General features: G+C 65.5%; 15 protein-coding genes. 10 read left to right on the top strand and 5 right to left on the bottom strand.

Features of this window, described 5'->3' with window-relative positions; translation table 11 throughout:
• The first annotated feature begins 364 nt into the window (after positions 1 to 364).
• The 6 genes from AXZ95_RS19755 to AXZ95_RS02770 all read left to right on the top strand — a co-directional run bounded on the left by AXZ95_RS19755 (position 365) and on the right by AXZ95_RS02770 (position 6,758).
• Complete coding sequence (locus AXZ95_RS19755) at positions 365 to 1,006, top strand: zinc-binding dehydrogenase (RefSeq protein WP_231374315.1); 642 nt, start codon at positions 365 to 367, stop codon at positions 1,004 to 1,006.
• 56 nt (positions 1,007 to 1,062) lie between these two features.
• A complete protein-coding gene (speB, locus tag AXZ95_RS02790) occupies positions 1,063 to 2,010 on the top strand; it encodes an agmatinase (protein WP_026307020.1) in 948 nt (315 codons plus the stop codon).
• A gap of 69 nt (positions 2,011 to 2,079) precedes the next feature.
• The gene (locus AXZ95_RS02785) at positions 2,080 to 2,736 is read left to right on the top strand and encodes a TetR family transcriptional regulator C-terminal domain-containing protein (RefSeq protein WP_133638769.1); all 657 of its coding nucleotides are present in this window, start codon (positions 2,080 to 2,082) and stop codon (positions 2,734 to 2,736) included.
• Positions 2,737 to 2,881: 145 nt separating this feature from the next.
• Positions 2,882 to 4,339, top strand: a complete 1,458-nt coding sequence (locus tag AXZ95_RS02780; protein ID WP_051087269.1) for a cytosine permease — start codon at positions 2,882 to 2,884, stop codon at positions 4,337 to 4,339.
• Entirely contained in the window at positions 4,336 to 5,169 is an 834-nt protein-coding gene (locus AXZ95_RS02775; protein WP_081626584.1) for an MBL fold metallo-hydrolase, read from the top strand. Before AXZ95_RS02780 ends, AXZ95_RS02775 begins: the two co-directional genes overlap by 4 nt.
• Positions 5,166 to 6,758 carry an amidohydrolase family protein gene (locus AXZ95_RS02770; RefSeq protein ID WP_018189470.1) on the top strand — a complete coding sequence of 531 codons (1,593 nt, stop codon included), beginning with the start codon at positions 5,166 to 5,168 and terminating at the stop codon, positions 6,756 to 6,758. Before AXZ95_RS02775 ends, AXZ95_RS02770 begins: the two co-directional genes overlap by 4 nt.
• Before the next feature lie 103 nt (positions 6,759 to 6,861).
• Here AXZ95_RS02770 and AXZ95_RS02765 read toward each other — a convergent pair whose 3' ends face one another.
• From AXZ95_RS02765 to AXZ95_RS02745, 5 genes are read right to left on the bottom strand one after another with little or no spacing between them, the layout of a single operon-like run.
• A complete protein-coding gene (locus AXZ95_RS02765) occupies positions 6,862 to 7,656 on the bottom strand; it encodes an SGNH/GDSL hydrolase family protein (protein WP_043742025.1) in 795 nt (264 codons plus the stop codon).
• A 25-nt stretch (positions 7,657 to 7,681) separates the two neighbouring features.
• Positions 7,682 to 8,353 carry a GDSL-type esterase/lipase family protein gene (locus AXZ95_RS02760; RefSeq protein ID WP_018189468.1) on the bottom strand — a complete coding sequence of 224 codons (672 nt, stop codon included), beginning with the start codon at positions 8,351 to 8,353 and terminating at the stop codon, positions 7,682 to 7,684.
• The gene (locus tag AXZ95_RS02755; RefSeq protein ID WP_018189467.1) at positions 8,353 to 10,764 is read right to left on the bottom strand and encodes a glycoside hydrolase family 2 TIM barrel-domain containing protein; all 2,412 of its coding nucleotides are present in this window, start codon (positions 10,762 to 10,764) and stop codon (positions 8,353 to 8,355) included. Before AXZ95_RS02755 ends, AXZ95_RS02760 begins: the two co-directional genes overlap by 1 nt.
• 25 nt (positions 10,765 to 10,789) lie before the next feature.
• Positions 10,790 to 11,785 (bottom strand): Gfo/Idh/MocA family oxidoreductase, encoded by a 996-nt coding sequence (locus AXZ95_RS02750; RefSeq protein ID WP_018189466.1) that lies wholly within the window; start codon positions 11,783 to 11,785, stop codon positions 10,790 to 10,792.
• Between the two features lie 15 nt (positions 11,786 to 11,800).
• Complete coding sequence (locus tag AXZ95_RS02745; RefSeq protein WP_018189465.1) at positions 11,801 to 14,206, bottom strand: glycoside hydrolase family 3 N-terminal domain-containing protein; 2,406 nt, start codon at positions 14,204 to 14,206, stop codon at positions 11,801 to 11,803.
• Between the two features lie 227 nt (positions 14,207 to 14,433).
• Here AXZ95_RS02745 and AXZ95_RS02740 point away from each other — a divergent pair, with 227 nt between their 5' ends.
• From AXZ95_RS02740 to AXZ95_RS02725, 4 genes are all read left to right on the top strand, one after another.
• Positions 14,434 to 15,855: an MFS transporter gene (locus AXZ95_RS02740; RefSeq protein ID WP_018189464.1), complete on the top strand. Its 1,422-nt coding sequence runs from the start codon at positions 14,434 to 14,436 to the stop codon at positions 15,853 to 15,855.
• 92 nt (positions 15,856 to 15,947) lie between these two features.
• Positions 15,948 to 16,628, top strand: coding sequence for a TetR/AcrR family transcriptional regulator C-terminal domain-containing protein (locus AXZ95_RS02735; protein WP_018189463.1), 681 nt, complete (start codon positions 15,948 to 15,950; stop codon positions 16,626 to 16,628).
• 87 nt (positions 16,629 to 16,715) lie between these two features.
• Entirely contained in the window at positions 16,716 to 18,878 is a 2,163-nt protein-coding gene (locus AXZ95_RS02730) for a glycoside hydrolase family 3 C-terminal domain-containing protein (protein ID WP_018189462.1), read from the top strand.
• Positions 18,879 to 18,980: 102 nt separating this feature from the next.
• The gene (locus AXZ95_RS02725) at positions 18,981 to 21,362 is read left to right on the top strand and encodes a glycoside hydrolase family 2 TIM barrel-domain containing protein (protein WP_133638765.1); all 2,382 of its coding nucleotides are present in this window, start codon (positions 18,981 to 18,983) and stop codon (positions 21,360 to 21,362) included.
• Positions 21,363 to 21,418: the final 56 nt, after the last annotated feature.

Genomic DNA, 21,418 nt, shown 5'->3' with positions numbered 1-21,418 from the left:
CGTTGACATCCGAGCAGCCGGCGTGTGCCACTCCGACCTACATGTCCTCGACGGCGACTGGGCTACCGAGCAGCCGCTCGTCCTCGGCCACGAGGCATCCGGCGTCGTAGCTGCCGTCGGCACACACGTTGATAACCTGGCACCTGGTGACCATGTCGTCCTCTCATGGTTCGCCCCGTGTCGCCGATGTACCAATTGCGTAGCAGGGCGCGGGTGGCTCTGCACTGGAACTACCGCACTCGCGAATACGCTCCCCAACGGCAGAACCGCGTTTCGGGACCACAACGGTAAAGAAATCTGGCCGTATCTAGGCCTGGGCGCCTTCACAAGCCGCATAGTTGTGCCGGAATCCGCAGCAGTCGCAGTGCCGAAAGAACTCCCCTTCGACATCGGCGCACTTCTGGGATGTGCTGTGACCACTGGCGTGGGCGCGGTAGTCAATACGGCGGGCGTCCGCCCGGGTGAGAAAGCAGCAGTAATCGGATGCGGCGGTGTGGGGCTTTCGATCATCGCCGGCCTCCATCTGGTTGGAGCGAATCCGATCGTCGCCATCGACGTTTCCGACGAGAAGCTCGAAGCCGCCTCCGCATTCGGTGCAACAACCCTTATTCGGGCCGACCAGGAGGACCCGGTGGAGGCGGTGCTCGCCGCAACCACGGGCGGCGCCGATTACGCCTTCGAAGCTATTGGCCGAGCGCAAACCATCGAAGCGCTGCCCCGCATGGTCGCTTCGGGCGGAGCCGCCGTGCTGGTGGGTATGACGGCTAACGGGGTTCGAGTCGAGATCGACCCGTTCGATCTCGCCGATCAGGGCAAACGCATTGTGGGCTGCAATTACGGCTCGAGCGTCGCCCAGATTGACATCCAGAAAATCGCGCGCCTTTACCTTTCCGGCGCTCTGCCGCTGGGCCGCCTGATCGGCGGCAGGTTCAGCATCGACGGGGTTGCCGACGCTTTCGACCAAATGCGCAATGGTTCCGGACTCAGATCAATAGTGCATTTCTGAGCGGCGTTCTCACCCTCACCACTTTCGTACCGCTTCCTTCAGGAGATCGACTACTCATGCCCCTTGGTCCCATCGACAGCTCTCGCACCCCCCGTTTCACCGGACGAGATGGCTTCGCGCGCTTGCCACGGTTGGATCAAGTGGAGCAGGCTGACATCGTCGTCGCGGGGATCCCCTTCGATAGCGGGGTGTCATACCGTCCGGGCGCCCGCTTCGGGCCGAATCACATCCGCGAAGCCTCCCGGCTGCTGCGCCCCTACAACCCCGCGCTCAATGTGTCGCCATTCGAAATCAGCCAGGTGGCGGACGCCGGCGACATCGCCGTCAACCCATTCAACATCGAAGAGGCAATCGAGACGGTGCAACAGGCCGCACTCGACCTCACCACCGACGGTGCACTCCTCCTCACCCTCGGCGGCGACCACACCATCTCACTCCCACTGCTCCGTGCCGCCGCCACGAGACATGGCCCAGTAGCACTGCTGCACTTCGACGCTCACCTGGACACGTGGGACACCTACTTCGGCGCTGAGTTCACGCACGGAACCCCATTCCGACGGGCGTTCGAAGAAGGCGTCATCGACAGCGAGGCACTGAGCCATGTCGGCACGCGCGGACCTCTCTACGGCAAGCGCGACCTCGAGGACGATCGGCGCTTCGGGTTCGGCATCGTGACCAGCTCCGACGTCCTCCATCAGGGCGTGCACGAGGTGACCGCCAAGCTCCGAGATCGCATCGGAAACCGTCCCCTCTACGTATCCATCGATGTCGACGTCCTGGATCCCGCGCATGCACCCGGCACCGGGACCCCCGAAGCCGGCGGCATGACCAGTCGCGAACTGCTGGAGATCCTGCGCGGTCTGCGGGGACTGAACCTTGTCGGCGCTGATGTCGTGGAGGTCGCCCCCGCGTATGACCATGCCGAAATCACTGGCGTCGCCGCCGCGCACCTCGCTTACGACCTCGTCTCCCTCCTCGCGCTGCGGCAGCACGTCCAGGAATGACAGTTGCGGCTCGGTCGCGCCGGGCAAGCTCTTGGCGATAGCTGGCACTCCTTCGCCTACGCTTTGTCCATGAGTACGCTGCGCTCCGCGACACCTACTGTCCGGCGAAAAACCCCCGCAGACCGTCGACAAGAGATTATCGACGCCGCCGCCGCGATCGCGCTCACCGAAACCCTCAACGCGATCACCGCGCGCCGTGTCGCCACGTATGTGGGCGTGGGGTACGGGCTGGTAACGCATTACTTCAGCGCCATTGACGAGCTCATTGCGGCCGCCTTCTCCCAAGTCGTGGCTACAGAGAGGCTCGCTATCGCACACAGGGTCGGCAACCTGCCCACAGCAACGGAACGACTCCGGGAAACCATCGCGGCTTACACCAGTCCCACACGCGACCCGTTGAGTCTGCTCTGGCTGGACGCGTGGCGGCAAGCCGCCGACCGGCCCGTCGTTCGCACCGCCGTGGTTCACCAGATGGAGCTTGACTTGGCCGACATGACAGCCACCATCGAGGCCGGCTCCGCAACCGGTGAATTCCGGCTGCAGGATGCGCCATCGGTCGTTGCAATGCGGATCCTCGCACTGCTCGACGGACAGGTCGCCGCGAGCGCCGTGCGCAGCGCATTGGCCGACTCCAGCCTGGACTACCCGGCTGTTGAAGGCCTCCTCGCTGCCAGCACAGAGCGGGAGCTCGGCTTACCGCACGGAACTCTGCGCGCCAGTCAGTAGCCCTCGGCTGCACCCGGGGTCTTACACAGGCACTCCCGATGCCCGCGACATCTCCGCTATTGCTCACTTGTTCAAGAGCTGCTACCGTTCACCCAATTCTTATTGCTCACACGAGCAACAAGCTGGATGGCGCGAAGGAGCGAAGATGTCACCTCAGGAACCGGCCACTGACCTACCAGGCAGAATAGAAACGCATGGCGCTGACTATGTTCCCGAGTCTGAGCGCTACGGGTCTCCCCGATCGCTGTTCTCCGTCTGGGCGGGTTCGAACATCATCTACCTCTACTTCGTCCTCGGAAGCTTGCTGATCATCCTCGGCTTGAACCTCTGGCAGGCAGTACTCGTCATCGTTGCCGGCAACCTGCTCTGGGCAGGAGTGGGTTACCTGGCGATCAGCGGCCCCGCTTCTGGAAGCCCCAGCGAGGTCATCAACCGAGCCTTCTTCGGGGTCAACGGCAACCGAGTGATCCAGATCGCCATCGGATGGGTGATCGGAGTGCTCTACGAAGCCATCAACCTCTCAGTCGGAGCCCTCGCCGGAGTCGCCCTTGTAACCCACTTCTTCGGCTCCGCCCCCGTCCTGCTCCAAGGTGCCATCGTGGTCGGACTCGCGCTGGTCACTTTCACCATCAGCGTTTATGGCCACGCAACCATCGTCAAACTGGCACCCTGGTTCACCTGGGTTCTCCTCGCCGCGCTCGCCATCCTCGCCTACTTCGTCCTCACACACGCAAACTTCGGGTTCGTACCGGACGGCGGAGTACTGTCTGGTCCAGCGCTGTGGGCGGTCGCCGCTACCGGATTCGGTCTGATCGCCTCGGGTCCACTGTCGTGGTCTGTCGGCGCCGACTACTCCCGCTACCTGCCGACGCAGACGAGCTCTCGCGCGACAGCATTCTGGACCGGATTCGGTGGCTTCCTGCCGGCGACCGGCATCGCGGTTCTTGGCGCACTTGCCGCCACCGCCGTGGACATGAGCAACCCGGAAACAGCCATGGCGAAGATCGTTCCGCCCTGGTTCTACGTCGTCTTCCTTCTCGTCATCATCATCGGCTCCATCTCGAATAACGCGCTTACCGCCTACAGCACAGGACTTGCACTGTTGGCCACCGGGATCCCGTGGCGGCGCTCCGTCACCGTTATCTTCGACGCCATCGTTGCGATCGGCGTGACCTTGTACGCCCTATTCATCTCCAATTTCCTCGACACCCTCTCCGGACTCCTGGAGGTGAGCCTGGCCGTCCTTGCACCGGGAATGGCGATCTACGCCGTCGACACCTTCCTCCGGCGCAACCAATACGACGGTCCTTCGCTCCAGAACACCAGCCGTAGCAGTCGCTACTGGTTCACCGGTGGCTTCAACCTTGGAGGGTGCGGAGCTCTCCTGCTCGGTACAGCGGCAGCATCGCTGTGCCTCAATACGACCTTCTACGTTGGGCCGATAACGCAAGCGCTCGGAGGCGCAGACATCTCCGTCTTCGCGGGAGCCATTGTGGGTGGAGGGCTCTACGCCGCCACCCAGGCGCGCCGCATCCGGATTGCCCGCACCTTGCCCGCTGAGAAGCCCACCCAGCCTGCCGTCGGAGATCAGCTGCCCGCATGACGACAACAATTCGCCCAACACATCACGCCTGGTTCCGGAGAGAGCTAATCGCGCCCAATATCGAGCGCATCCACGAGCCACACGTGCACGAATTCTTGCGATCCAACGTCTGGTTCATCAAAGGCCGCGACCGCGACCTCGTGGTCGACGCAGGCCTGGGCGTCGCCTCGCTGCAAGACACCTTCCCTGACCTCTTCAAAAAAGATCCGATCCTGGCAGTAACGCACGCGCATCTCGACCATGTCGGCTCGGCACATGAATTCTCGGATCGGCGAATGCACCGCCACAGCCAGATAAACGGAGAGACTGCGGCGTCGCTCTTCGGGCCGGAGCTCGCCGCGCTTCTGGGCCTCGATGCAACTCAACTCCCCGCCGTGTTGGTAGATGCCGTGCCGACGGGCTTCACCGCCGACAGTTACCAGATCAGGACAGCACCCGCTACCAGGACGGTCAGCGACGGCGATGTCATCGACCTGGGTGACCGACGCCTCCGGGTGCTACATCTGCCCGGGCACACCCCAGGAAGCATTTGCCTTCTCGATGACGAGAGCGGAGACCTGTTCAGCGGGGACGTCATCTACGACGACATCCTTCTCGACGAACTCCACGAGTCGGACATCGATCAGTACGTCGCAAGCATGCTGCGCCTCCGCTCCCTGCCGATACGAACCGTCTACCCCGGGCACGGCGACCCCTTCGACCATTCCCGAATGATCGAGATCATCGACAACTACCTCCGGATCCGCGCACCTCACCCGATGCCGACGAAAATCCTGCGTGAACCCGAGCATGAGCCGCCAACAGCACCAGGCGGAGAGCTGCCCACATGAACTACCGCCCCGACGTCGTCTTGATCGCGCCACGCCTCCACACCATGACGGACGCACTGCCGAAAGGTCCAACCGCCATCGCCATCAGTGGTGGTCGCATCGTGCGCATGGCACCTGCCAGCGCCGCCAAGGACTGGACTGCTCAACAAATCGTCCACCTGCCCCCAGACTCCATCCTCGTGCCCGGACTCGTCGATAGCCACAGCCACCCCATCAGCGGGCTCGCCCTCACCGAAGGGGTAGACCTCACAGGCTGCCGCGATCTCGCGGACGCGCGGCGCAGAATTGCGAACGAGGCCAGCCGAGGTGGGACACGCGGATGGGTCCTCGGCTGGGGGTTGGACCCCAACCTCTTCGAAGCCGGCCACGCACCGCATCGCAAGAGCATCGATGACGTCACCGGGAACCTGCCCGGACTGATCAGGCTCGCCGACTCACACTCGGCATTGGCTAACACAACGGCGCTGCAGCTAGCTCACATCGGCGTCACAGACGGAAGGAACCACTCAGACATCATTCGAGAGCCCGGCGGAGCGCCAACCGGGCTACTCCAGGAATTCGAAGCCATGTCGCTGGTCGAGGAGCATATCCCTGCTGAGCCGGAAACCGCCCGGCAAAGACGGCTAATCCAACTGCTGCACCAGATGGCCGCCTCCGGCTTGACTGCTGCATTCGCAATGGACGCGTCAGACGACCCAGAAGGCCTTCTCACGGCCATCGAGGATAGTGGCCACCTGCCCGTGAAATTGCGACTCTCCCCCTGGTGCATGCCTGAGCAAACCGTCGACGAGATCACGAAACGCCTTGGGCGGCACGGCCGCCGGTGGTGCATCGAAGGAGTGAAACTCTTCCTCGACGGAACGATAGACAACGGTACGGCCTGGCTGGAGAGCCCCGACCAGTTCGGCCAATCGACCAAGTCGACGTGGTCGGACCCCGAGGCCTACGCAGAGCGCGTCCTGTGGTTCGATGAGCACAACATCCCGACCGCTACACACGCGATCGGCGACGCGGCGATCGCCCACGCGCTGAAGACACTGCACCGCCAGCTACTGCGAACTCATCACCGCATCGAGCATCTGGAGACGATGCCCCTCGAAACGGTTCGCCTGCTCGCCCACCCGCGCATCGCAGCCAGCGTCCAACCAACGCACTGCACCCACTTCACCAGCGCCGACAGCAAAGACAATTGGTCCGTCCGTCTCGGGCGGCAGCGCGCCGACGCCGGTTGGAGAACTCGCGACATCCTCAACATGGGGGCCACCCTCGCCCTCGGATCCGACTGGCCGATCGCACCGTTCGCACCGCTGGCCACAATGGCAGATGCACAACTTCGACGAGTCGCTGGTCGCCCGGAGCAATCCCCGATTCACCCGGAACAGGGCCTCACAGCGCGCGAGGCACTCGCCGGCTACACGACGAGCGCGTACGCCTCCATCGGTCGATCCGAGGGCGTCGTCACTGTGGGCGCCGAAGCGGACATCACCGTGTTGGACCGCGACCCGCTCACGACTCCTCCGGACGAGCTTCTCGAGACCCGAGTGCTAGCGACCATGGTGGACGGCACCTTCAGTCACCGCACCGTCTAGAGGTAACCAATAACGCCGGTCGCCAATTTGCGACCACATGAACGTGTGCGGCGGCGACACCACGGCGCGGCTTACGCCGCCGCACACCACCCTTAGTAAGTCCCTACTGTCGATTCACAGACCCAATATGGTCAACAACTGCGCCGGCAACTGCACGCATCCCCTCGAGTGTCGGATGAAATCGCGCCGCCTGTCGCGTGCTGCGCGGAGCGAAACCCTGGACCCACGGATCAGCCGACCCCAGGCCATGCGTCTCGCTCATCGACGCCACATCAACCAGCTCAGCAGCGGACGAACCCTCAGCCATGGCAGAAGCTTCTCTGAGCTGGCCGGCGATCCTCCGAAACACATCCAGTTCCGAGTACGTGAAGGGCGCAGCCCTCGACGGGGCGGTATCGGGTCCGACGACCGTGAGGTAGTCGACGAGCAGCACACGTGTGGAAGGCGCTCGCTCGTGGATGGCCTCCACGATGGAGGCGAGCCCTTCAGCGGCGGCCTCAACGTCCCGCTGCGTAGGCGGCGATGCTACGACCGCGGCCCGTAAGCGACGGCCCCACATCCGCGTAGCCGGACGGGCCTCGAGCCAGCTGCCGTAAGCCACCGAGATAAGGGTGCCAAGATAGCGCAGGTCGTTCCCACCGGCCGTGACTGTTACCAGGTCAACGTCCGCGTGCGGCGGAAACGACTCCATCTGGGGAGCCAGACGTCGCAACCCCACTCTTTGCGGCTTGCGAAGAATCGTTTCGGTCGTCGCTCCGCTGATAGTGACATCAGTGAGGTGCGCACCAATCGCGCCGGCTACAAGGTGCGGGTAGTTGCTCGCGGACCTATTGGCATGCCGATCAATGATGGGCGCAATGCCTGCCCCGGCTGCGAAGGAGCTTCCCAACGCGACCATGTGTCTCACAGCCACGGCTTCTCCCTCACGTGCCGCTTGCTGATGCGCGGGAAGGCCTGTGCAACGCCCGATCGAGCGCCGGCCGAAGCACCGACAGCCACCGGGCGTAACCTGACCCGTTGAGGTGGAGGTTGTCGTCGCTGACGTCCGCGCGGATGTGTTCTCCTTCTGCTAGCACGGACCATGTGTCAATGAACTCGACGGTAGGGCGCTTCTCCACCACCTGCTTGTACAGCGCGTTGACGGAGCGGATTTCCCGGGCGAACTTGTCGCTTCGCGGCATGATGGCGTTGAGAAGCACGGGTGTGCCCGGGGTGAGTGCCTGGATCTCATCGAGAATCGCTGCGACATTCGCCGCGATCTGCCAGTGAGGAGTACCTGCGGTCAGGTCGTTGGTGCCGACGAGGACGCTGACGGCGGTCGGCTCGTGGATCGAGCGGGCGACACGGTCCCGTACCTGGGCGCTGGTTTCTCCGCCGACGCCACGGTTTACGACAGCGAGATCGGGAAGCAGCTCCTGCCACTCGCCCTGATCGGTGATGCTATCGCCGAGCATGACGATGCTGCCAGGGGCCGGCGGGAGGTGATCGAGTTGATCGCGACGCATGCGGATGGTCTTCTCGACGAGAGGGTTTCCGAGGTGACGTGCCAGGCAGCCGAGGACGCTGATCGTGATTCGCGAACGGTTGGTCTTCATCACGCTTCCACAGCAGTAACGGTGATCTCAGAGGAGAGATCTCCCGCTTCGACGCGGATGGTGATGAGACCGGCACTGGTCGGCCGGATGACCGCGAGAGCTCGTCCGCGGTAGGCGTGGCAGCTGGCGCCGGTGTAGTCGTCTTCGGACGCCGGGTTGTCGCTCCCAAGCCCCTGAAGAACCCCGCTGCCGGAGACAGTGACGGTGACTTCGTCGTCTCGCGAGATGTGCACCGTTCCCTGGCCGTCGGTGAAGGCGATCTCGATGAACGCGAGGTCTCGATCGTCGGCGATGATTTCGTTGCGCTCGGTGCTGAGCGTCAAGGTGACGTCGCCACCCGCTGTCCGAATGGTCGACCGGCCGCTTTCGGTACCGCCGCGATACGCGACGGCGGTGAGCTCACCCGGCTGGTTGGGCAGCTGGAACGAAGCGATGAAGCGGTGTTCCGCTCCAACCGGCGCCCGGCCGATCGTGTTTCCGTTCAGCAGCAGTTCGACCTCGTCAGCGTCGGAATAGACGTCGACGGTGAGGGTCGCGCCTTCGTTGCCGGGCCAGCTCCAGCTGTTGACGCTGTCGCTCCATGTGTAGATGGACGGCCTGAGCTGGTCCCGGTCGCCGGCGTCCGGGCGGTGTACGGCGATGAACGGAGCGGATCGCAGCCCCCAGACGGTCTCCCGCCAATACGAGATGGTCCGACGCTGCCCGGTGATGCCAAGATCGCCGGTCCCGGAGAACCGCCACGGGTAGTTGCCGAAGAAGGCCTCCTCGGCAGGCTTGTCGGCGCCGAGTCCGGCCTCTCCGACGTACTCCCAGGCGGTCCAGCTGAATTCGCCGATCACCTGTGGGTAGCGCACCACGTACGGCCATACCTCGTCAAGCTTGCCCGGCAGTCCCTCGGTGCCGAGCAGCAGACGCTGTGGGTGCCGCTCGATGTCGAGCTCGTATCGTCCGTAGGCGTAGTTGTAGCCGGAGATGTCCAGTTGCGACATCGGCTCCTCGAGACGTTCGGTGGCGAGGTCGGAGACGACCAGGTCGTGGGTCTGCTCGCCGAGGTCGCGCATGAAGGCGTTGACGCCAGCGCTGTCATCCTTGCCGAGTTCGGCTTTGAGGTCGTGGAGGACGGTCATCATGGGGTTGATGGCGTTGGTGACCGGGCGGGTGTCGTCCATGCTCTTGATCCAGTCGACGAGGTCGCGTCCGAACGTGGCGCCCCAGCTGTTGCCGGTGTCGGCGACCTCGTTGCCGATGGAGTACATGATCACGCTGGGGTGGTTGTAGTCGCGTTCGATGAGTTCGGTGAGGTCGCGCTGCCACCATTCGTTGAGGTCGAGACCGTAGCCGAAGCCGAGGGTGGGGGTGGTCCAGCCGTCGGTGAACTCGTCGAGCACGAGCATGCCGAGGCGGTCGCACGCCTCGAGCAAGGCGGTGCTGATGGGGTTGTGGGCGGAACGGATGGCGTTGTAGCCGGCATCTTTCAGCAACTGGACGCGGCGTTCCTCCGCCCGCGCGATCGTCGCCGCGCCGAGCACGCCGTTGTCGTGGTGGATGCAGCCGCCGCGGAGCTTGACCGGCTGGCCGTTGATGAGCAGGCCGTCATGCGCGTCCCAGCTGAGGGTGCGGATGCCGAATCGTTCCTCGTGCACTTCTTCGCCACCACTGGTTGGTACGAGCCGGGTGCGGATGGTGTGGAGCGATGGGGTCTGCGGGCTCCACAGCGACGGCTTGGAGAGGGCGAACCGCTGCCGCAGCGGTGCCGCCTCACCCGGTCGGACCGAGAGCCGGGCCGACTCGGCGGCGACGACCTCACCGGTCGGGGCGACGACCTCGGTGACCACGGTGACGGTGTCGAGGCGTTGCGAGTCGTTCTCGATGGTGGTGGTCACGTCGATGACGGCCTTCCACGCGTCGGCGTCGCGGGTGCGGACGCGGACGCCGTTTCGTGCGATGTGCGTCGCACCACCGGTGAGGAGCCAGGTGTCGCGGTAGATGCCGAGTCCGGAGTACCAGCGTGCATCGAGGTGGTTGCGGCATTCGACGCGGATCTGGTTTTCCCCCTCGTGCAGGTAGGGGTCGATGCGCACCGAGAAGGGGATGTAGCCGTATGGGCGTTGTGCGACGAATGCGTCGTTGATGTAGATCATGGCGCCGCGGTAGATGCCGTCGAACTGCACTTCGACGCGCCCGGTCTCGAAGCCGCCGGGGGCGGTGAAGGTCTTCACGTACTCGACGACGTCTTCGCCGTGGTAGCCGGTGAGAGCGCCTGGCTTGTTCTCGGCGGAGCGCGGCTGTGAGATCAGCCAGTCGTGCGGGAGGGTTACGGGCTGGGGGGCTTCAGCCTGCCCGAGGATTTCGAGGAAGGGGCTGGTTTGGTGGCGCACGCCCCAGTCGGTGTTGAAGCTCGTCTTGCGCACGGTTGTCCTTATCGTCGGGGTGCGGTCAGTTGATGGAGGTTCGAGGGTGGAGCCCCGCCGCCCCGTAGAGGGCGTCGATGGCTTCGAGTTGGGCGACAGCCTGTGCCGGCCCGGTGATCGGTGGGACCCCGGACCGGATGGCGTCGCGGAAGGCTTCGAGTTGGAACGCGTAGGTGGGCCGGCGATCGGCCACTTCTTTGCGCCGGGTCTGGCCGGATACGACGACCATGCGCGTTCCGCTCTGCGGGTGGTACGGCCAGGACGCTCGGAGGAGACCCCTCTCGCCGACGACTTCGAGGTGTGAAGCCAGGACGCGGTGGGACCAGATGGCGGAGATCACTTGGGCTCGGACGCCGTGCGGGAACTGCAGGGTCGCTTCGAGGCGGCGGTCCACGTCGCCTTTCGCCCAGGCGCGCGACTTCAGAATTCCCTCGGGTTCACCGAACAGCTCGCGCAACTGTCGGAGCGGGTAGTACCCGACATCGAGCAGCCCGCCTCCGCCGAGCGCGGGATTCCACTGGATCGCTTTCCTGGAGATGAGGGGGATCGCGAAGGTGGCGCGAGCCGAGACAACGGTGCCCAGGTCGCCGGAGGCGATGACGTCCCGGAGTCTCTGTTGGAACGGGTGGTAGGCGGAGTGGTACGCCTCCATCACCATCAGTCCGGGCGCGTCCAACGCTGCCGCTTCGACCGCGCGCGCTGAGGTGGCGTTGCTGGTGAAGGGCTTCTCGCACAGAACGTGTTTGCCCGCTGCGATGGCCGCCATTATCCAGCGTGCGTGGTGTGCTGCCGGGGTGGCGATGTATACAGCGTCCACCTCGTCGTCGTTCAGCAAGTCCTCGTAGCTGGCGTGTGCTCTCGCGATGGCATGTCGGCGGGCGAAGGATCGGGCACGCGCGTGATCTCGGGACGCGACGCTCGTGACCGTGACCTCGTCGACCTCGGCGGCGGGTCGGAGCAGCGCACTCGGGGCGACGCGCGCTGCTCCGACGATGCCTACCCGGATCGGTTGTGCCGACATCAGCGATGCTCGTGGTCAGTCGACCGCGACGCGGGCGAAGAAGCCGCGCGTCTTGCCGTCGACCCACGCGGTCCGGTCGATGGTGAACGCTCCGGTCAGGCGGGTGTCTTCGGACGAAGCGCCGATGCGGGCGGTCATCTCGCCTGCTTCCACCATCCACCGCATGTCCAGATCGAGGAAAGCGAACTGGGAGGCGCGCACCTCGAAAGTCACCGCTCGTGACTGCCCGGCGGCGAGGTGGACGCGGGCGAAGCCGGCGAGCTCCTGCACGGGGCGGACCATGCTGGAGAGCTCGTCCCGCACATAGAGCTGGACCACTTCGTCGCCGTCATATGCGCCGGTGTTGGTGACCTGGCACGAGATCGTGACGACGCTTTCGGGGTCGCCGTCGAAATCGATGGTCAGGTCCGAGTAGTCGAAGGTGGTGTAGCTCTTGCCCTCGCCGAAGACGAAGAGCGGCTCCTTGGTCCCGTCCACGTAGCGGTTCATGATCATGGTGCCGCGGCTGCTGACGCTGTTGCTGCGTCGGTGGGCGGCGTAGATCGGGATCTGGCCCGCGTGCCGCACGGCCGTCATCGGCAGCCGCCCGGCCGGGTTGTAGTCCCCGAAGAGCACGTCGGCGAGGGCGGTCCCGCCGGTTTCGCCGGGGAACCAGCTTTCCAGTACGGCCGCGTAGTTCTCGGCGATGAACTCGCTGGAGAGCGGCTTGGCGTCCATGTGCACGAGCACGGCGGGCGTGCCCGTCGCGTGGATGAGGCGGGCCAGCTCCTCCTGCACACCGGGCAGTCCGACATCGGCGGTGTCGATTCCTTCACCGGAGGTGGAGGAGCTTCCCCACCCGTACTTGCCTCCGACGGTGAGGATGACGACGTCGGCCTCACGGGCGGCCGCGACCGCGGCATCGAATCCGGTGCGGTCGGTGCCCGCGACTTCGCATCCCTTGGCGTAGACGACCTCGGCGTCGGGCGCTGCGCGGCGGATCGCGTCGACGATGGTCGGGGTCTTGTCGCCGAACATTCCGCGCAGCGTCTGCTCGACCAACGGGGGCTCCGAGCGGACGTCGCTGCCTTCGAACAGCGGCGCCAGCGGCGGCAGTTCGAGGGATGCGGTCAGCTCCGGCAGGTCGAGCATGCCTGCCATCTCGGACATGGTGCCGCTCATGGCGAGGTCGATGGAGGCGGGCCCGGTGTAGCAGCCGAAGAAGAGCCGGACGGAGTCGGCGTGCGGGCCGATCACGGCGATCTTCTTCGTGTCCCGGCGGAGTGGGAGGATGCCGTCGTTCTTCAACAGAACGATGGACTCGTGCGCGGCGGTGAGGCTGTGCGCGGTGGTGCGCTCGGGGTCGTAGGCCTCGGCGATCAGCTCGGTGCGGGGCGCGCCGTTCTCGAACACGTTCAGCTTGGCCTTGAGCGTCAGCATGTTCTTCACGGCGCGGTCGATGACCGCCTCGTCGAGCTGCCCGTCCCGGACGGCGTCGATCAGGCCGGCTCCGAACCCGAACGGGGTCGGCAGTTCGACGTCGAGGCCGGCGCTGATCGCCTTGATGCCGCCGTCGGCCGGGTCGGCGCCTACGTTGAGGTCGACGGCGAGGTTGATCGACATGTAGTCCGAGACCACAAGGCCGTCGAAGCCCATCTCGTCGCGCAGGAGGTCCTGCAGGATGTGCTTGGACGTGATGATGAGCTCGCCGTCGATGGTGCCGTACGAGTTCATGATCGACGCGAGACCCGCCTCGCTGATCGCAGCTTGGAACGGCTTGGCGTACACCTCCCGCAATTCGCGCGGCGAGATCGGGTTGGAGGTCATGTTCAGGCCGCCCTCGGAGAAGCCGAAGCCGAGGAAGTGCTTGCCCGTCGCGGCGACCCCATCCTCCAGACGGTCTCCCTGCAGGCCCTTCACGAACGCGACGCTCATGGCCGCGCACAGGGTCGGGTCCTCGCCGTAAGTCTCGCCCACTCGGCCCCACCGGGGGTCGCGCGCGACATCCATGACCGGGGACAGTGCCTGGCGGACGCCAACGCTGAGCATCTGCTTGCGGACGATCTCGGTCATCTGTTCGACGGTCGCAGGGTTCCAGGTCGCCCCCAGGCCGATGGCCGAGGGGAACACGGTGCCGCCCGGGCCGGTCCACCCGGAGACGGCCTCGCCGTGCATGAGAGGCGGGATGGAGTGCCCGCTACGCCCGGCGATCTCGCGCTGCAGAGAACCGTAGAACTCCGCATCGGCCGCCGGGCCGTTGCCGGTGCTGATGCTGCCGAGTGCGCCGGTGCCGTGGGGGAAGTTCGCGAGGCCGGCTTCGTCGTGTCCGGCCACCAGGATGGTGCACTGCAGCTGCGCCACCTTCTGCTCGAGCGTCATCTCGCTGAGAAGTTCGTCGATCCCCAGCTCGACGCGGGGGCTGGTCTCGAGGTGGTTCGCCATCACTCGTTCCTTCGTCGTTGAAGTCGCGCGCCTCGCGCGGCGACGCACGGTTTTTCCCCGTGGTGGGGAAAACTCTAGACAGCGCATCGGCAAAGCGTCAAGTCGCGCCCCACACAGTTTTTTTCCTCGGGCTTGACGACGAGGCACGGGGCGATCTATATTTTCCCCCATTCCGGGGAAAAACCCCGCCGCGACCGGCGCCCGCCCCGACTTCAAGGAAGAAGACCATGACCAACGCCTCCTCCGAAGCTGCACCGAAGACGGCTTCCAACGCCGTGCAGTACCAGGTGAAGACCCGCGCGATGCGCCGCTACATCACCTTCTACTCGCTGGCCTCGCTGGGCATCGCGCTCCTCTGGGGCTCGCTGCTCGCTATCCTCGTCCCCCTGCAGGTACAGGGCATCGAGTTCCACCGCATCTTTACGGGAGCAGACTCCGGAGTGGACCTCCAAGCGCTGACGACCCTGCAGAGCAAGGTCGCCGCGGGAACGGTGACACCGGACCCGGATCAGCAGCGACAGCTCGGGCTGCTGGCAGAGTTCAACTCCTCCCGCGCCACCAGCCTGTCGATCGTCTCCTCGGTCGGCGTGCTGCTCGGCATGCTGCTCTCTCCGATCATCGGCATGCTCTCCGATCGGACGAAGTCGCGGTGGGGGCGACGAGCACCGTGGATCGCAGCAGGTGGCATCGGTGGGACCGCCCTGATCTGCCTGATGCCTGTTGCGCCCACAATCGCGGTGATGGTCGTCATCTGGTCGCTCCTGCAAGTACTGGTCGGGGTAGCGCAGGGCCCGCTGACGGCCACCGTGGCCGACCGCGTCCCCGAAGCCCGCATCGGAGTCGTCTCCGGAATCTCGGGACTGGCGTCCTACTTCGGCGCCATCATCGGCGCCGTGGCCGCAGGCAGCCTGTTCGCCAGCATCGGACTGGCAGCCTACTTCCCGATCGGCATCCTGCTCCTGCTCACCACAATGGCGTTCGTCCTCTTCGCTCGAGACAACACGTCCCGGGAAATGATCACCAAGCGACTGCGCTTCAAGTCGGTCGTGAAGTCCTATGGGGTGGCGCTGGGCGACGCAGACTATCGCTGGGCCTGGATCTCCAAAGTCCTGCTCTACCTGGGCTACGGCATCAGCAGCGTCTACTCGCTTTACATGCTGCAGAGCTACATCAGCCCCGCCCTGTCAGCGACCCAGGCCGCCCAGACCGCACCGCTGCTCCAGTTCGCCGCCCTGCCGACAACCCTCCTGGCCATGTTCATCAGCGGACGCTGGTCCGACAAGATCAAGCGCCGCAAGCCGTTCGTGGTGGCCGCAGGCCTGCTCATGGCGGGCAGCTTCCTCATCCCGTTCATCTCGCCTACACTCCCCGCGATGTTCATCCAGGTGATGGTCACCGGCCTGGGATACGGGACCTTCGTGGTCGTCGATCAGGCACTGTTCATCGATGTCCTTCCCGACAAGGAGGCCGCCGGACGCGACCTCGGACTCTCCTCGCTCGGCCAGAACCTCGGAAACGCTCTCGGCCCCATCGTCGCCGGCGCCGTCGTCGGCATCTTCGCCGGCGCTTACGCGCCCGTCTGGCCGATCGCCTTCGCACTGGTCACCATCGCATCCCTGCTGGTCCTGCGGGTCAAGCGAGTCCGATAGCCCGACGCAGCGGTCGCCGCTGTTTTCTCCCGCCCGGTGGAAAACAGCGGCGGCGGCCGACATAATCAAGAACAGGAAGCGGAAGTGACGGGATGACGAACACGAGCAGCGCCACACCCCGACGGGGTCGGCCGCGGCGTGTCGACCGCGAACGCATCATCGAGGCCGCACGGGCCCTGGACCCGTCGACTCTGACGATGCAGCAACTGGCGGTCGAAATGGGGGTGGACCGCAAGACGCTGCACTACCACGTCGAGAACCGGGCCACCCTGCTCCGCATGGTCGCGGCGGACGCCTTCCGGGAAGCCCTGATGCAGCACCATTTCACGCCTCAAGACGATTGGCGCGACGCACTGCGAGCCTTTGCCACCATCACTCGTGAGGCCGTGATCAGCGCCGGCGCATGGGCAAGCTACGTCGCGATGGAGAAGGAAGAAGACCTCGAAGCGGTGCGGCCGGCCGAAGCCGCCGGACGTGCGCTCGTGTCAGCCGGACTGCCGGAGAATGAGGCCGGCCGCGTCATTGCTCTCCTCGCCGAGCTCGCCTACACGTCCGCCCGAGATCGGGCGATCACGGGCGCTGGCACCCACCCACAGGAACCCGAGCTCGAGGTCGCCCTTGAAGCAGCGCCGGAAGGCGAGTTCGCTCTGGTGCGGCGTCTCGTCGGCGCGCACTCCGCTTCCTTGGGCAGCGACGAGCAGTTCGCCTTCGACCTCAACCTGATCATGCTCGGCGTCGAGAAGCTCGTCGCCGACCGTCACGCGGACTCCTGACCACCGGCCTTCGCCGCCATTCTCTTCGCCGTCTCGCGTGGATGCCCCACGCCTTTCGCATACCCGCACGTATAAGGAACTCATCTCATGTCGACGACAACCACCACCGCTTTTGAGGACGCAGTCCGACAGATCCAGCGTGGAGAATCGCTGGAGACTGCCGTCGAAGCACTTCTCGCTCAACTCACCCCGGAGGAGAAGCTCTGGCTCCTGGACGGTGACCAGGAGTTCTGGGCCGCCATCGCCGAGATGTCACAGGCCTACAACGCCCGCCCGATCACCATGGGCGCGGTCGAGCGCCTCGGCATCCCAGGTCTCCGGTTCAGCGACGGCCCGCGTGGAGTCGTTATGGGCGCCTCCACGGCGTTCCCGGTTTCCATGGCCCGCGGAGCGACATGGGACCTCGACCTCGAAGAACGGATCGGCATCGCCATCGGCCGCGAGCTGCGCGCGCAGGGCGCCAACTTCTTCGGCGGCGTCTGCATCAACCTGCCGCGGCATCCTGCCTGGGGTCGCGCACAGGAGACCTACGGTGAGGACCCGTACCTGCTCGGTGAGTTCGGCGCGGCTTTGATCCGCGGCGTGCACCGCAACGCAATGGCCGTCGCCAAGCACTACGCCCTGAACTCCATGGAGAACGCCCGCTTCACCGTCGACGTCCGGGCGGACGACGCCACACTGCACGAGGTGTTCCTGCCGCACTTCCGCCGCGCGGTCGAAGAAGGTGCCGACGGCATCATGACCTCCTACAACTCGGTCAACGGCGAATGGGCCGGACAGAACGACGTGCTCCTCGAGGGCATCCTCCGCAAACAGTGGGGGTTCCAGGGTGTCACCGTCTCCGACTTCATCTCCGGGATCCGCGGTGCGGCGGTCTCCCTCGTCGCCGGGCTCGATGTCGAAGAGCCGGCCCGCCAGCAGCGCGCAGCCTACCTGCCCGACGAGATCGTCGCCGGCAAGGCCTCATGGGAGCACGTCGACCGGGCAGCACGCCGGATCCTCCGCACACAGCTCGCCTACTACGCCTCCGACCTGGAGCCGCAGCCGGAGCCGTCCGTTGTCTTCTCGCGCGAGCACCGCGACCTGGCCCACGAGGTCGCTCAGCGCAGCATGGTCCTGCTCCGCAACGAGAACGTCGCCGACGGTCCCCTTCTCCCGCTCGACGCCAGCTCGCTTTCAAGCGTCGCCGTCATCGGGCGGCTCGCCGGCGTTCCGAACACCGGCGACCACGGGTCCTCCGACGTTCACAGCCCCGAAGTGACCACCGCACTCGACGGCATCGTCGCCGCGCTTCCCAACGCGACCGTGACCCATGTCGAAGCAGACGACCCCGCCGCCGCCGCCGTCGCCGCCACGGAAGCTGATGTCGCCATCGTCGTCGTCGGATACACCGCGGACGACGAAGGTGAGTACCTCGGCACCGACGCCATGAACAATCCCGAGTTGCTGGCTCTGTTCCCGCCCATGCCCGAGGGCATGATGCTCGGCGGAGAGCCGGGCGCCACCGCGACCGCAATGGGTAGCGCTGAGGGCGGCGACCGGGCGAGTCTGCGACTCCGGCCCATCGACGAGGAGATCATCCTCGCCACCGCGGCAGCAAACCCCCGAACCGTCGTCGTCGTCGTGACCGCCGGCGCGGTCATCACCGAGCGGTGGCGGACCAAAGTCCCGGCCACGGTGATCTCCTGGTACTCCGGTTGCGAAGGCGGTCACGCCCTCGCCGACGTGCTGCTCGGCCGCGTCGACGCCTCCGGCCGACTGCCTTACTCCATCCCCACCAGCGAGGAGCACCTGCCCTTCTTCGACCGCGAGGCGACAAGCATCGTCTACGACCGCTGGTTCGGACAGCGGCTGCTCGACCGCGACGGCCACCCCGCCGCCTACCCGCTCGGTTTCGGCCTCAGCTACACGACATTCCACATCGATCAGGTCGAGGCGCACCCCGTCAACGGCGAACACTTCACCGCCGCGGCGACGGTCACCAACACCGGCAGCCGCCGCGGTCGCCACGTCGTGCAGCTCTATGGTGTGATCCACGCCGCCGACTTCCCCTCCCGCGTCCTACTCGGATTCGCGACCGTGGAACTGGAGCCGGGCCAGACGCGCACCGTCGAGGTCGGAGCATCGACGCGGCCGCTGCAGCGCTGGACCGGCGACGGGTTCGTCCCCGCCGCGACCCACGCCACGCTTGAAGCGGCGGCATATGCCGGCGATCCCGACGCTGCGACCACCGCCCTCGACCTCCACTGACCGCCCGTGCTGCGCACCTCCTTCAACGACGACTGGTTCGTCGGCCGCGACCAGGACGACCGACGGGACGACCTCGGCCCCATCACGCTCCCGCACGATGCGATGATCACCGAGACTCGCTCTCCGCACACGCCGAACGGGCACAACACCGGCTACTATCCGGGCGGGATATACCGCTACACCAAACGCTTCATCGCGCCGCCGGAATGGCAGGACCAGCATCCCACGCTCGAGTTCGAGGGCGTCTACCACCGGTCGCGGGTCTTCGTGAACGGTGTCCTCGCCGGCGGCCGTCCTTCTGGATACGCGCTGTTCCACGTGCCGCTCGGAACGCACCTGCGTTTCGGGGAGGAGAACGTCATCGAGGTCGTCGCGAACAACGACGACATGCCCAACAGCCGGTGGTACACCGGCAGCGGCATCTACCGGCCGGTGCACCTGCTTACCGGCGGACCCGTGCGAGTTCTTCCGACAGGCCTCCGAGCAACCACCCTCTCCGCCGACGCCGAGCAAGCGACCGTCGCCGTGTCCGTCGCCGTCGAGAATGGGACCAGGGACGCGACAGAAGCGGAGGTCGTCGTCACGCTGAAGCGGAACGGCCGCGAGGTCGCATCCGGCCGCGCACATGTGCCGGTCGACGGATTCGGGACCGGGACGGCGACGGCCGAAATAGGAATCGACCACCCTGCGCTCTGGTCACCCGACGACCCCAACCTGTACCAGGTGCACGCGACGGTTACGGTTGACTCTGCCATCCAGGACGAAGTTGTCGACTCCATCGGCATCCGCACCGTCACCGTGGATGCCGAGCACGGCCTCCGAATCAACGGTCACGTCACCAAACTTCGCGGCGCCTGCGTCCACCACGACCACGGAATTCTCGGCGCGGTCACGCTCGACCAGGCCGAAGACCGCCGGGCACGCCTCCTCAAGTCCGCGGGGTTCAACGCCATCCGCACCGCCCACAACCCCTCAGCACGCGCACTCCTAGCCGCCGCCGACCGGCACGGGCTGCTCGTGATGGAGGAGTTCACCGACGTCTGGACGCGCGCCAAGACGACCCACGACTACGCCACCGACTTCGAGGAATGGCACGAGAGAGACCTGGAAGCGATGGTCGCGAACGCCTACAACCACCCGTCGGTGATCATGTACTCGATCGGTAATGAGATCGCTGAGACCGGGCAGCCTTCCGGCATCGGTCTGAACCAACGACTAGTCAGCATCCTCCGGGCCGCCGACGCTACGCGACCCATCACCAACGGCGTGAATCCCTTCCTGAACCTCCTCGCACCAAGCGACGAGAAGCACGCGGCCCAACTCGCGAAATCCGCCAAACCGGGCGACGAGGACGAGCGACCGGGCAAGGGGAGCGGACGAAGCCTCATCACCGTGCTGAACCTGCTCATGTCGGCGATGCAGAAGATCACGCCGATCATCCTGCGCAGGAAGTTCACCGACACCAAGATCCGGGCAGTGATGGACGCGCTCGACGTCGCCGGCTACAACTACGGGGGCGCCCGCTACGTGCAGGACGCCAAGCGGTACCCTGTGAAGCCGATCGTCGGCACGGAGACCGGCCCCGGACAACTCGAGCAGAATTGGCCGCTCGTCGAGTCGCATCCGCAGATCATCGGCGACTTCGTCTGGACCGGGTGGGACTACCTCGGCGAAGCCGGAATCGGGACAATCCGCTACAACGACCGGCCCCGCCTGTTCTCACCCTGGCCCGGGCGCCTCGCCGACACGTCAAACTTCGACATCACAGGCCACCGCCAGACGCAGACCTACGTCAACGAGATCATCTGGGGCCTACGCACCGACCCCTACATCGCCGTACGCCCGGTCAATCACTCACGTGACAAGCGAACACCCTCTCTCTTCCGAGCAACTGACGCCATCCGCAGCTGGAGTTGGGATGGTTTTGAAGGCACGCCCGCCACGGTCGAGGTCTACGCACGTGCCGCTCGGGTGACGCTCGAGCTCAACGGCATTCCGGTGGGCCGCGGTAAGCGGCGGGGGAACTTCCTTACAACATTCCGGATGCCATTCCGCACGGGCGTACTCGTGGCCACTGCCTACGATGGCCGAGGCAGAGAGGTCGGACGTGATCGGCTCGCGAGCGCGTCGACCGACTTGCGGATCAAGGTCACCGCCGAGGCCGACGACTTTCGCGCCGACGGGCAGTCTCTGCTCTACCTGGGCATCGAACTGGTCGACCCCGCCGGAATCGTCAAACCGACCTTCGACCGACCGGTGACAATCTCCATCGACGGGCCCGCAACGCTCGCGTTGGGCTCCGCTGCCCCCTCTTCCATTCAGAGCTTCAAAGTCGACACGCACACCACCTTCCAAGGACGAGCACAAGCCATTCTGCGGACGACGTTACAACAGGGCCCCGTCACCGTTACGGTCGATGCAGAAGGATGCAGCCCCGTCGTCTTCTCGCGCGAGTCGACGACGGCCGCCGCGATTTCTCGCTGAGGTCCCCGCCACTCATGCTGTCGCGCGAATGCAACACCCACCGGAACCAGATCGGC

The organism is Leifsonia sp. 115AMFTsu3.1 (assembly GCF_004362795.1).
GTDB lineage: Bacteria > Actinomycetota > Actinomycetes > Actinomycetales > Microbacteriaceae > Leifsonia.
The sequence above is the reverse complement of the archived record's forward strand: the minus strand, read 5'-3'. Positions and strand labels throughout refer to the sequence as shown.

Coding starts and splice junctions, on each gene's coding strand:
- speB (WP_026307020.1), top strand. CDS start 1,063: ATGCCCCTTGGTCCCATCGACAGCTCTCGCACCCCCCGTTTCACCGGA.
- AXZ95_RS02785 (WP_133638769.1), top strand. CDS start 2,080: ATGAGTACGCTGCGCTCCGCGACACCTACTGTCCGGCGAAAAACCCCC.
- AXZ95_RS02780 (WP_051087269.1), top strand. CDS start 2,882: ATGTCACCTCAGGAACCGGCCACTGACCTACCAGGCAGAATAGAAACG.
- AXZ95_RS02775 (WP_081626584.1), top strand. CDS start 4,336: ATGACGACAACAATTCGCCCAACACATCACGCCTGGTTCCGGAGAGAG.
- AXZ95_RS02770 (WP_018189470.1), top strand. CDS start 5,166: ATGAACTACCGCCCCGACGTCGTCTTGATCGCGCCACGCCTCCACACC.
- AXZ95_RS02765 (WP_043742025.1), bottom strand. CDS start 7,656: ATGGTCGCGTTGGGAAGCTCCTTCGCAGCCGGGGCAGGCATTGCGCCC.
- AXZ95_RS02760 (WP_018189468.1), bottom strand. CDS start 8,353: ATGAAGACCAACCGTTCGCGAATCACGATCAGCGTCCTCGGCTGCCTG.
- AXZ95_RS02750 (WP_018189466.1), bottom strand. CDS start 11,785: ATGTCGGCACAACCGATCCGGGTAGGCATCGTCGGAGCAGCGCGCGTC.
- AXZ95_RS02745 (WP_018189465.1), bottom strand. CDS start 14,206: ATGGCGAACCACCTCGAGACCAGCCCCCGCGTCGAGCTGGGGATCGAC.
- AXZ95_RS02740 (WP_018189464.1), top strand. CDS start 14,434: ATGACCAACGCCTCCTCCGAAGCTGCACCGAAGACGGCTTCCAACGCC.
- AXZ95_RS02735 (WP_018189463.1), top strand. CDS start 15,948: ATGACGAACACGAGCAGCGCCACACCCCGACGGGGTCGGCCGCGGCGT.
- AXZ95_RS02730 (WP_018189462.1), top strand. CDS start 16,716: ATGTCGACGACAACCACCACCGCTTTTGAGGACGCAGTCCGACAGATC.
- AXZ95_RS02725 (WP_133638765.1), top strand. CDS start 18,981: ATGATCACCGAGACTCGCTCTCCGCACACGCCGAACGGGCACAACACC.